The following is an 11,762-nucleotide window of genomic DNA, read 5'->3' on the forward strand; positions in this document are numbered from 1 at the left end:
TCCGTTGACATGTGGTCTATCGAGACATGCTGTGCGCCACGTGGCCCCTCGCCCACGGAGTGGGAGAGGGGTTTGGGGTGAGGGCCGTTGAAGTCAGCGAGCCCTGCACTCCCTCGCCCGCCTCCTCCTGCCCCCTCGCCCGCTTGCGGGAGAGGGTTGGGGTGAGGGTCTTCGGGGTCGCCCCTGAAGGCTCCGATGCTGGGGGGAGTACCCGCCTATCATTCGGGGTCGTCCCCAGATGCTGGCCGTCGAGCCGGTCTTCCCCCATGGCACACACCATCACCGGCAAGAAGGGCTTGCTCACCCGCGTGCGGCGCATCGCAGGCCAGGTCGCGGCGCTCGAGCGCGCGCTGGAGAGCGAAGCCGAATGCGCCGGCGTGCTGCAGCAGATCGCCGCGATCCGTGGCGCGACCAACGGCCTGATGGCCGAGGTCCTGGAGGGGCATGTCCGCGAGCACCTCGGCGACCCCTCCCACTCCCCAGAAACGCGAGAGGCTGACATGGATCTCGTCATCGACGCCGTACGCCGCTACATCCGTTGAACCTCGGTCCGGAAGGGCCATTCCATCGCGATTCATATACTGGGGTAGAGTATCAGGCACTGATCCTCTCCGACCTGCCGTCGCCTCGTCCATGACCGATTTCGTTTCCCTGCTCCAGCAAGGCAATGCCTGGCTCTTCGTCCCCAGCGCGATTCTGCTGGGCGGCTTGCACGGTCTGGAGCCGGGGCACTCGAAGACGATGATGGCGGCCTTCATCGTCGCGATCCGCGGGACGCTGGGGCAGGCGGTCTTGCTGGGGCTGTCGGCGACGATCTCCCACACGGCCGTGGTGTGGCTGGTCGCGCTGGCGGGGCTGCACTTCGGCCGCAACTGGAATGCCGAGACCACCGAGCCCTACTTCCAGGTCGCCTCTGGCGTCCTGATCCTGCTGGTGGCCGGATGGATGCTGTGGCGCACCTGGCGCGATCAGCATGGTCACGACCACGACCACGACCACGACCACGCGCATGGCCATGCGCACGATCACAAGCACCCGCATGTCCCCGAGGGCCGCCACGATCATGATCAAGGGCACGGCCATGACGGTCACGGCCATGACGGTCACGCCCATCCCCATCCGCCTGCCACGCCCGCCCGGGCGCAGGCGTCGGTCGCGCTGGACCTGGGCGGCGACGGCTACCAGGACGCCCACGAACGGGCGCATGCCGCCGACATCCAACGCCGCTTCGGCAATCGCCAGGTGACCACCGGCCAGATCATCGTCTTCGGTCTGACCGGCGGCCTGATCCCCTGCCCCGCCTCCATCACCGTGCTGCTGCTGTGCCTGCAGCTCAAGCAGTTCACGCTGGGCGCGGCCCTCGTGCTGTGCTTCAGCATCGGCCTGGCGCTGACCATGATCGCCTCCGGGGCGATGGCCGCCCTCTCCGTCAAGCATGTCTCCAAGCGCTGGTCCGGCTTCGGCGAGTTCGCCCGCAAGGCCCCGTACTTCTCGAGCGCGCTGATCATCCTGGTCGGTCTCTACGTCCTCTGGCACGGGGCCCGCGCGCTGCTCTGAGGCCTTCGGGCCGCCGTCCGCTCACGCCTCGACACCGTCGAGCGATCGGAGGTGTCACCGAGCTGGCCGAGAATCACGGCCATGAGAAAGCTGATTCAAAACCTGCACGACCGCCTGCCCGCCTGGGCCTCGGAGTGGCTGGACATCCTGGTGCCGACCATCGAGGTCGTGCTCATCGTGCTGGGCGCGTGGCTGCTGGTCCGCGTCGCGCGACTGCTGACGCGCCGGCTCACCGCCGCCTACGCGCTGCCCGTCACGGTCGCCACCGTGTTCCTGCGCATCGTGGCCGCGCTGATCTACAGCGGCGCGCTGCTGTGGGCGCTGGAGCGCATGGGAGTGTCCGGCGGCGTGCTGTGGACGGCCTTCACCGGCTTCGCCACCGTCGGCGCGGTCGCGTTCTTCGCGGCCTGGAGCGTGCTGTCCAACCTGTTCTGCGCGCTGCTGATCTACGTGACCCGCGCCTTCCGCGTCGGCGACGTGGTCGAGCTGCTGGAGTCCGGTGACAAGCCCGGCATGAAGGGCCGCGTGGTCGAGATCAACCTCGTCTACACGACCCTGCTGGAGTCCGGCGACCACATCAACGGCTCCAGCCTGCAGCTGCCCAACAGCCTCTTCTTCCAGCGCGCGCTGCGCCGCTGGCACGGTCCGGCCGCCGACGAGATGGCCGTGCCGATGCATGAGATCAAGCTCTGAGCGGCCCCGGGTCGATGCTGAATCCCACCGTCGTGACGCCGTCCGACGAACGCGCCTCGGCGCGCCCGCCGTGCATGCGCGCGACGGCGGCCACGATGGACAGGCCCAGGCCGTGATGGCGGCTCGCGCCTGAGCGCGAGGGGTCGACGCGATAGAAGCGGTCGAAGAGCCGCGGCAGATGCTTCGGCGCGATCGCCGCGCCGACATTGACGACGTCGATCCGGATCGGGCGCCCGCCGACGGCGCCTTGCCCCGCCGACATCGTCTCCGACGCACCCGCACCGGCACCGGGGCTGGCGCTGGCGCTGACGCTGGCATCGACCGACCCGTCCGCGTCGGCGACGGCCCCGCGCGTGATCACCACCTCCACCACGGTCCCGGGTGTCGCATAGCGGGTCGCGTTGCTGACCAGGTTGGCGATGGCGCGCTGGAGCAGCCCGGCGTCCACCCGCGCCCTCGCCTCGCCGCGCACCACCGCGCCGAGGTGCGCCGCTCGCAGCCCGTCCTCGTGATAGTCGATGACCTCGGCGGCGAGCTCGCTCAGCTCGACCTCCTCCTCGCGGCTGGCCGTGGCGCCGCGCTGCGCGTTTGCCAGGAAGAGCATGTCCGCGACGATGCGCGCGATCCGATGCAGCTCCTCCAGGTTGGAGGCCAGCGCCTCCTTGAGCTCCTCCGGCGAGCGCGGCCGCCGAAGCGCCAGCTCGCAGCTGTTCACGAGGATCGCGATCGGGGTGTTGAGCTCGTGCGCCACGTCCGCGTTGAAGGACTCCATCTGCCGGTAGGCGCCCGCCAGCCGGTCCAGCAGCTCGTTGATCTGCAGGATCAGCGGCTGCAGTTCCTCCACCTGATCGCGACCGTCCAATCGCAGCTCCAGACGATCGACGCCGACGGCCGCCGCCTGCTTCACCAGGGCGCGCAGCGGGGCCAGCTCGCGCCGGACACCGATGGCCGCGGCCGCCGACAGGACCACCGTTCCCCCGATCGCCGCCAAGATCAGCGTCCACCCCAGCCGCGCCAGCAGCGCGTCGTCCCGTCGCTTGTCGAAGACCAGCACCGCCGTGCCGCGGCCGCCGAGTTCCGCCGGCAGCGCCACGTCGAAGCGCAGCTGCTTGGCCCGCGCGCCCGCCGGCATCGGTCGGATCGGCGTGAGCAAGACCTGGCCCTCGCGGTCCGCGACGCGCAGCGTGAGCTCGTCATGCCCGGCCAGGAAGTCCGTGAGCAGGTGCCGCACGGCGGCCAGGTCATGGGCGCCGCGCTGCTCGGTGAGCAGGTGCGTGACGGCCTCGCGCTTCTGCGCGAGCGTCTCGTCCTGCCGCTGATCCAGGGTCAGGAAGATCACGAGGTAGACCGCCACGCAGACGGCCCCCAGGCCCGACATCGACTGCAAGGCCAGGCGGACGAGCAGTCGCAATCGGAGGCTGCCCGCGTGCCGCTCGCGGGCGTTCACGTGCTCGGGCACCTGAGCCCCCTTGTCCTCGGGCGCCGGCCTGGTCACCCGGGCGGTCTCGCGCGCGCTCACGCCGGGCGATTCTCGATCACGTAGCCCATGCCGCGCACCGTGTGGAGCAAGGGGCGCTCGAAGGGCTGGTCGATCTTCACCCGCAGGCGCCGGATCGCCACCTCGACGACATTGGTCTCGCTGTCGAAGTTCATGTCCCAGACCTGCTCGGCGATCTCGGTGCGCGACAGCACCTCGCCCTGCCGCCGCACCAGCAGCGTGAGCAGCCCGAATTCCTTGGGCGTGAGGTCGATGCGCTGACCGGCGCGCGTCACCTTGCGCCGGATCGGGTCGACCTCCAGCTCGGCGACCCGGTACAACGCGTCCTCCGGTCCGCGCGGGCCGCCGCGCCGGCGCAGCAGCACCTGCACGCGGGCGACCAACTCGGAGAAGGCGTAGGGCTTGGTGAGGTAGTCGTCCGCGCCGGCCTGCAGCCCGCGCACGCGGTCCTCCACGCGCGCCCGCGCCGTGAGCATCAGGATGGGCACGTCGCTGCCCTGCCGGATCGCGCTGAGCATCGCCAGCCCGTCGATGCCGGGCAGCTGCCCATCCAGGATCAGCAGGTCATAGGTGTTGACCGACGCCTTGTGCAGACCGTCCACGCCGTCGTGAGCGACCTCGACGACGTAACCCTCCTCGGTCAGCCCCTTGCGCAGGTACTCGGCCGCCTTGCGCTCGTCCTCGACGATGAGCAGCTTCATGAGGCCGGCCGTCCCTCGGCACCGGCCGCCCTCGTGTCGTCGAGGCCATGCCCGTCGACGGTGGCCGGGTCGCCATCGCCGTCCGCGCGCCGTCGCTTCACGTCGATCGCGGGATCGGGCTCGTCCTCGTCGCCTCGATGCGCCAACCGGTACAGCACCGGCAGCACGAGCAGCGTGAGCGCGGTCGAGGACAGGATGCCGCCGATGACCACGGTCGCGAGCGGGCGCTGGACCTCGGCGCCCGTCCCGGTCGCCAGCGCCATCGGCACGAAGCCCAGAGAGGCCACCAGCGCCGTCATCAGCACCGGCCGCAGCCGCGTCAGCGCGCCGTCGTGGATGGCCGCGTCCAGCCCCTTGCCCGACTCCCGCAGATTGCGGATGAACGAGATCATGACCAGCCCGTTGAGCACCGCCACGCCCGACAGCGCGATGAAGCCCACCGCCGCCGAGATCGACAGCGGGATCCCCCGCATCCACAGCGCCACGATGCCGCCCGTGAGCGCGAACGGGATCCCCGTGAACACGATGAAGCCGTCCTTGAGGTTGCCGAACATCGCGAACAGCAGCACGAAGACCAGCAGCAGCGAGACGGGCACCACGACCTTGAGCCGCTCCGTCGCGGACTTGAGGTTCTCGAACTGGCCGCCCCACTCCATCCAGTAGCCCGTGGGCACCTGCGCCTGCCGCGCGATCAGCGGCTGCGCCTCGGCGACGAAGCTGCCGATGTCGCGGCCGCGCACGTTGGCGCTGATCACGATGCGGCGCTTGCCGTTCTCGCGGCTGACCTGGTTGGGACCGGGCGCGGTCGTGAGGTCCGCCACCTCGCTCAGCGGGATGAAGCGGCGCGCGCCGTCCGCGCCGACCGGCAGCGGGATCGGCAGGCGCTTGATCGCCTCCAGGTCCGCGCGCTGCGTCTCGGGGAGCCGCACCAGGATGTCGAAGCGGCGATCGCCCTCGAAGAGCGTGCCCGCCTCGCGCCCGCCGACGGCGGTGGCCAGCGTGTCCTGCACGTCCTGGACGTTGAGCCCGTAGCGCGCGGTCCGCTCGCGGTCCACGGTCACGCTCAGCATCGGCAGGCCGGTGGTCTGCTCGATGTTGACCTCGGACGCGCCGGGGACGCTCTGCAGCAGCTCGGCGATCTTCCGCGCGGCGCTGTTCAGCACCTCCATGTCGTCGCCGAAGATCTTCACCGCCACGTCGGAGCGCACGCCGGAGATCAGCTCGTTGAAGCGCAGCTGGATGGGCTGCGAGAACTCGTAGTTCTGTCCCGGCAGCCGGGCCACCTCGGCCTGCACCGCGGCCAGCAGCTCGTCGCGGGTCTTGCGCGGCGCGGGCCACTGGTCCATCGGCTTGAGCATCACGTAGCCGTCGGAGATGTTGGGCGGCATCGGATCGGCCGCGATCTCGGCCGTGCCGGTGCGGGCGAAGACGCGCTCGATCTCGGGGAACTTCTCCTTGAGCCGCGTCTCCAGCTGCTGCTGCATCGCCACCGACTGCGACAGGCTGGTGCCGGGAATGCGCAGCGCCTGGATCGCGAAATCGCCCTCGTTGAGGCTGGGGATGAACTCGCTGCCCAGGCGCGTGGCCAGCAGGCCCGACAGCACGACCACCACCGCGGCGACGGTCAGCACCAGGGCCTTGGCGCCCATCACGCGCGCCAGCATCGGCTCGTAGGCGCGACGCGCCCATCCCATGAGGCGGTTCTCCTTCTCGTCGACCTTGTCGCCGATGAACAGCGCCACCGCGGCCGGGATGAAGGTGATGGACAGGATCATCGCGCCGATCAGCGCGATCACCACGGTGAAGGCCATCGGGTGGAACATCTTCCCCTCGACGCCGCCCAACGCGAAGATCGGCAGATACACGATCATGATGATCAGCTGCCCGAAGAGCAGCGGCCGGCGCGCCTCCTGCGAGGCGAGGAACACCTCGTGGAAGCGCTCCGATCGCGTCAGCGGCCGGCCCTTGTGGGCCTGCGCGTGGGCCAGGCGGCGCACGCAGTTCTCCACGATCACGACGGCGCCGTCGATGATGATGCCGAAGTCCAGCGCGCCCAGGCTCATGAGGTTGGCGCTGACCTTCTGGTTCACCATGCCGGTGAAGGTGAACAGCATCGACAGCGGGATCACCATCGCCGTCAGGATGGCCGCGCGCAGATTCCCCAGGAACAGGAAGAGGATGGCGATGACCAGCACCGCGCCCTCGATCAGGTTCTTCTTGACGGTGGCGATGGCCTTGTCGACCAGCGTGGTGCGGTCGTAGACCGTCACCGCATGCACGCCCTGGGGCAGGTTGGCGTTGATCTGCGCCATGCGCTGCGCGACGGCCTGCGACACCGTGCGGCTGTTCTCGCCGATCAGCATGAACACGGTGCCCAGCACGACCTCGCGGCCGTTGTCAGTGGCGGCGCCGGTGCGCAGCTCGCGGCCGATCTCGACGCTGGCGACGTCGCGCACGCGGACCGGGATCCCGGCCTCGTTGCGCAGCACGATGTTGCCGATGTCGGCCATCGAGCGCACCTGGCCGGGCGCGCGGATGAGCACCTGCTCGCCGCGGCGCTCGATGTAGCCGGCGCCGACGTTGGCGTTATTGCGGTCCAGCGCGGTGACCACGTCGCCCAGGGTCAGTCCGTAGGACGACAGCTTGGCCGGATCCGGCGCGACGTGGTACTCCTTGGCGTAGCCGCCGATGGCGTTGATCTCGGTCACGCCGGTCACGTTGCGCAGCTGCGGTTTGATGACCCAGTCCTGGATCTCGCGCAGGTCGGTCGGCGTGTAGGGCGTGCCGTCGGGCTTCTTCGCGCCGGGCTCGCTTTCCACGGTCCAGAGGTAGATCTCGCCCAGGCCGGTGGAGATCGGCCCGATGTCGGGCGTCACCCCGGCCGGCAACTGGTCGCGCGCGGACTGGATGCGCTCGTTGACCAGTTGGCGGGCGAAGTAGACGTCGGTGCCGTCCTTGAAGATCACGGTGACCTGCGACAGCCCGTAGCGCGACAGCGAGCGCGTCTGCTGCAGGCCCGGCAGGCCGGCCATCACCGTCTCGATCGGATAGGTGACGCGCTGCTCGGTCTCCAGCGGCGAGTAGCCCGGCGCGCCGGTGTTGATCTGCACCTGCACGTTGGTGATGTCGGGCACGGCGTCGATGGGCAGCTTCTGGTAGCTGTAGACGCCCAGGCCGGCCATGCCGAGCACGGCCAGCAGGACCAGCCATCGCTGCTCGATGGCGAAGCGGATGATGCGTTCGAACATGGTCCGCCCCTCAATGCGCGTGCGAGGCCGAGGCCTTGCCCAGCTCCGCCTTGGCGACGAAGCTGCCCGCCGCGATGTGCGGCGTGCCGGCCTTCAGACCGTCGAGGATCTCGACCCGGCGCGCATCGGCGCGGCCGACCTTGACGGGCTGCGCGACGAAGCCCTCGCCCTTGCGGATGAAGACGACGGTCTTCTCCTCCAGCGTCTGGACCGCGTCGGCGGCGACGGAGACCGGCGCGGTGAACGGCGCGCCCTTCATCTCGACGTTGACGAAGAGCCCGGGACGCCAGACGGCGTCGGGGTTCTCGAGCGTCACGCGGGCCTGCGCGGTGCGCGTGGCCTCGCCGATCAGCGAGCCGACGTAGGCGACCTTGCCGGACGCGCTCTGCTCGAAGGCCGCGGCGCGGACGGTGACGGCGTCGCCGACGCGGACCACCGGGAGGTCCTTGGCGGGCACGCTGATCTGCGCCCAGACGCTGCGCAGGTCCGACACGGTGAACACGTTGGCGTCCTCGCGGACCTGCTCGCCGAGGGCGATGTGCTTCTCGACGATGGTGCCGTCGAAGGGCGCGCGCAGCTCGAAGCGGTTGAGCGCGCCGCTCTCCAGCGAGGCCCCCACGGCCTGCAGCTTCTGCCGCGCGTTGGCGACGGCGATCTCGGTCTCGCGCAGCGCCTGTTCGGCGACCTGCACGTCCTGCTGCGGGGAGATCTTCTCCTCGAAGAGCTTCTTCTCGCGCTCGTAGGTGGTCCTGGCGAGCTGCAGGCGCTTGAGCGCGGCCTGCAGATCGGCGCGCTGGTCCGAGACGGCGGGGCTGCTGACGACGGCCAGCACCTGGCCCTTGCGGACCTGCTGGCCCAGCGCGACCGGCACCGCCTCGACGACGCCGGACACGCGCGGCACGACGTGGGCGGTCCGGTCCTCGTTGAACTTCACCTCGCCGGGGAGCTGGTAGCTGCCCTGCAGCGTCGCGGCCTGGGCGGTCTCGACGACGATGCCGGCGGCCTTCATCTGCTCGGGCGTGAAGCGCAGCAGACCCTCGTCCTCATGGGACTCGGCCTGCTTGCCCTCGTGGTGCTCGCCGTCGCCGTGACCGTCGGCGTCCTTGTGGCCGGACGTGTCCGAGGACTTGGCGCCGGCCTTGGCCTCGCCGTGATGCTCGCCGTCGTCATGGCCCTTGGCTTCGTCATGGCCGTGGCCATGGGATTCCTCGGTGGCGGCGCCGGACTTGCCGACGCCGGTCAGGATGCCGATGCCGGCGGCCGTGCCGAGCAGCAGCACGACGGCGATCGCGATCGCCTGCTTCTTGGGAACACCGCCGCGCGAGGTGCCGGCGCGGTCCTTGGATTCATCGTTGAAGTTCATGGGGGACTCGGATGTGGGGCTGTGGGCTCGCGGAATCACCGGCGTCATCGCGGGTGACCCGGGGGCGGATCAGGGGCGGTCGGACGTCGTCCGCGCGGGCAAGGCGCCGGATTGCGGGTCGGGGCCGCCGAGGCGACGGTCGATGTCCGCGGCCAGGCGGTGCGCCTGCGACAGCGCGTTGACGTACTGGCCGCGCGCCTGCAGCCAGGTGCGCTGCGCGTCGAGCACGTCGAGGAAGCCGAACTTGCCCAGTTCGAAGCCCCGGCGCGCGGCCTCGTAGGCGCCGCGCGCACCGGGAAGCACGTCGCGGCGGAGCGCCTCGACCTCGTCGGCGCGGGCCTCCAGCTGGTCGACGGCCTGCAGCACCTCGGCGCGCAGTCGCTGCGCCTGCGCCTGGGCGAGCGCCGCGGCGGCCTCGCGCTTGCGCATGGCCTGCATCTGCGCGCCCTGGTTGCGATCGAAGAGCGGGATCGGGATGGAGACGCTGATCAGCGGCTGCGTGCGGCCCATGTCCGGCGCGCGCTGGGCGCCGAGACCGACGGTGACATCCGGCACCCCGCGGGCCCGTTCCAGCTGGAAGGCGGCCTCGGCGCGCTGCACGTCCATGCGGGCGCGACGCAGCGCGGGCGCGCGTTCCAGCCGGTCGCCCAGGGCGGCGCCCTCGGGCAAGGCCGGCATGGCGTCGGCGCTGCCGTCGACACGAGCGATCGAGTCCGGTGCCGCGCCCATCACGGCGATGAGCGCCTGGAGCGCCGCGCGCTGGTCCGCCTGCGCCTGGCGCAGCTCGATGCGGGCGGCGGACTCGGCGACCCGGGCGCGGGTCTCCTCGACCGGCGAGACCTTGCCGGCGGTGACGCGCCGCGACACGGCCGACGCGCCGCTGCCGGCGATCTCCAGCGATTCGCGGGCCACCTCGACGCGCTCCTGGGCGATCAGGACGTCGAAGAAGGCCTGGATGGTGGTGGCGCGCACCTCGGCGCGCTGGGTCTCCAGGTCGAGGGCCGCGAGGTCGCGCTCGCGCTCCGCCAGCGCCACCCGTGCCGAACGCTTGCCGCCGAGCTCGATGGTCTGGCTCAGCGTCATCGAGGTCGTGCGCGTGTCCTTGCGGGTGTCCTCGGCGCTGAGGCTCAGCGAGGGATTGGGGATCAGGCCGGCCTGGCGGACGGCACCGTCGCTGGCGTCGAGTTCATGGCCGAAGGCGCGCAGGGTCGGGTTCTGGCCGAGCGCGGTCTCGATGGCCGCGGACAGCGTCAGTCCGGAGACGGCGCTCGCCGAGGCACCGGCCGCGGCGATTCGGGCGTTGGGAAGCGGGGGCTCGGCGGGACGGGCCGAGGTCGGTGCGTCGCCGGTCGCAGCAAGGACCGGGACGGAGAAAAGCGCCGCGCAAGCGAGCGGCACAAGCAATCTGCGCATCGAAAACTCCAGGGTTGCGGGAACAACTCGAGGGATTCGACGAAGGCAGCATCGCGGCGTTCAGCCGCTGGGGAAATCGGAGGGAGGAATGGGCCGCTGCGTTCGCCGAATCAGGCGATGCGCCAATTGGGGCGGTCCGGGTGATCGGGCGATCGGGAGGAGAAGGCAGGCTCGGCCAGCCCTTGCTGGACCTGTCCGCCGATGTCGTTCAGCGCGGCAGCCACCGCGGCGACCGGCTTGAACGCGCTGTGATGGCACTGGCCGCAGTCGTTGTCCGGCGCGAGCTTGCCGGGCTTGGACTTGTCGCTGTCGGCGACCTTCTTGAGGTCGGCGAGCTTCTTGACGTCGACCGACGAACCCGTCGGATCGGCGGACTTTGCGCCATCGACCTGCGGGCCGGGATGGCCGGCGTCGCCGTGCTGATGCGTGTGATGGCCGAAATGACGGGTCTCGGGCGCGGGTTCGTGCTGGCAATAGACGGCGGCCGCTCCCCAGGTGAACTGGAGCGGCATCAAGACCAGCAGGAACAGCGTGAGCCAGCGGCGCATGGGGGCGGAGTGTAAGGGGAAGGTGTGTCGGGAAACTCAGGCAGCAGCAGCCATCGGGCCTGAGCGATGACCCTTTAACGAAAACACCGGATGGCGGGAGGCCACGCAGGAGCCATGGCGATCACGCCATGGCGTTCGCGGCCCCCTCTCCCGCTGCGCGGGAGAGGGCTGGGGTGAGGGCCGCGGCAGTTCAAGAGCGTTCCTGTCGTCCCCCCACCTCCTGCTTCCACTTCGTCAACCATTGCAGGATCGCCTCCAGGACTGCCTCCATCTGCCCAAGCACCTCTCGATTCGTGAACCGCATGACGTGGTACCCAACAGCTTCCATCTCGACCGTGCGTCGTGCATCGGCGGTGACCGACTCCGGGTCGAAGTGCTGTCCGCCGTCGAGCTCGACGATCAAACGCGCCTCGAGGCAGGCGAAGTCGGCGACGTGCTCGCCGACTGGAGACTGCCTTCTGAATTTGTACCCCCCTAGTCGTCGAGCTCGCAGGTGGTACCAAAGCGCGTTCGGCGTCGGTGGAGGTCCTGCGGAGGCTGCGGGCGGGGGTGCGCTGGGGCAATGGGGGGCACTGGCGAGTGGGCATGGGAGGCTCTGGTGTTCGACGGCCCTCACCCCTGCCCCTCTCCCGCGCAGCGGGAGAGGGGAAACTCCGTGCTCCGTGCTCCGTGCTCCGTGCTCCGTGCTCCGTGCTCCGTGCTCCGTGCTCCGTGCTCCGTGCTCCGTGCTCCGTGCTCCGT

The 11,762-nt window shown here is 70.3% G+C and carries 10 protein-coding genes; 3 read left to right on the forward strand and 7 right to left on the reverse strand.

The genetic code is table 11. The features are described from left to right. The first annotated feature begins 266 nt into the window (after positions 1-266). The 3 genes from MCHT01_RS09135 (at position 267) to MCHT01_RS09145 (ending at position 2,250) form a co-directional block, all read left to right on the forward strand. Positions 267-542, forward strand: coding sequence for a metal/formaldehyde-sensitive transcriptional repressor (locus tag MCHT01_RS09135; protein WP_067064839.1), 276 nt, complete (start codon positions 267-269; stop codon positions 540-542). A 91-nt stretch (positions 543-633) separates the two neighbouring features. After that, the gene (locus MCHT01_RS09140; protein WP_067064840.1) at positions 634-1,557 is read left to right on the forward strand and encodes a nickel/cobalt efflux protein RcnA; all 924 of its coding nucleotides are present in this window, start codon (positions 634-636) and stop codon (positions 1,555-1,557) included. An 81-nt stretch (positions 1,558-1,638) separates the two neighbouring features. Then, positions 1,639-2,250 (forward strand): mechanosensitive ion channel family protein, encoded by a 612-nt coding sequence (locus MCHT01_RS09145; RefSeq protein ID WP_174549045.1) that lies wholly within the window; start codon positions 1,639-1,641, stop codon positions 2,248-2,250. On the opposite strand, the gene MCHT01_RS09150 is transcribed toward MCHT01_RS09145, so the two are convergent. From MCHT01_RS09150 to MCHT01_RS25560, 7 genes are all read right to left on the reverse strand, one after another. Then, positions 2,240-3,697, reverse strand: a complete 1,458-nt coding sequence (locus MCHT01_RS09150; protein WP_067064859.1) for an ATP-binding protein — start codon at positions 3,695-3,697, stop codon at positions 2,240-2,242. The genes MCHT01_RS09145 and MCHT01_RS09150 overlap by 11 nt on opposite strands. Before the next feature lie 68 nt (positions 3,698-3,765). Further along, complete coding sequence (locus MCHT01_RS09155) at positions 3,766-4,449, reverse strand: heavy metal response regulator transcription factor (RefSeq protein ID WP_067064842.1); 684 nt, start codon at positions 4,447-4,449, stop codon at positions 3,766-3,768. After that, entirely contained in the window at positions 4,446-7,697 is a 3,252-nt protein-coding gene (locus MCHT01_RS09160; RefSeq protein WP_067064843.1) for a CusA/CzcA family heavy metal efflux RND transporter, read from the reverse strand. Before MCHT01_RS09160 ends, MCHT01_RS09155 begins: the two co-directional genes overlap by 4 nt. Before the next feature lie 10 nt (positions 7,698-7,707). Beyond that, complete coding sequence (locus MCHT01_RS09165) at positions 7,708-9,060, reverse strand: efflux RND transporter periplasmic adaptor subunit (RefSeq protein ID WP_067064844.1); 1,353 nt, start codon at positions 9,058-9,060, stop codon at positions 7,708-7,710. Between the two features lie 69 nt (positions 9,061-9,129). Then, on the reverse strand, positions 9,130-10,473 hold the full coding sequence (locus MCHT01_RS09170; protein WP_084452254.1) for a TolC family protein: 1,344 nt from the start codon (positions 10,471-10,473) through the stop codon (positions 9,130-9,132). Between the two features lie 110 nt (positions 10,474-10,583). Continuing rightward, a complete protein-coding gene (locus MCHT01_RS09175) occupies positions 10,584-11,021 on the reverse strand; it encodes a hypothetical protein (protein ID WP_067064846.1) in 438 nt (145 codons plus the stop codon). Between the two features lie 190 nt (positions 11,022-11,211). Then, the gene (locus tag MCHT01_RS25560; protein ID WP_218017886.1) at positions 11,212-11,637 is read right to left on the reverse strand and encodes an endonuclease domain-containing protein; all 426 of its coding nucleotides are present in this window, start codon (positions 11,635-11,637) and stop codon (positions 11,212-11,214) included. Between the last annotated feature and the right edge of the window lie 125 nt (positions 11,638-11,762).

The organism is Mitsuaria chitosanitabida ATCC BAA-476 = NBRC 102408, assembly GCF_001598255.1.
Taxonomy (GTDB): Bacteria; Pseudomonadota; Gammaproteobacteria; order Burkholderiales; family Burkholderiaceae_C; genus Roseateles; species Roseateles chitosanitabidus.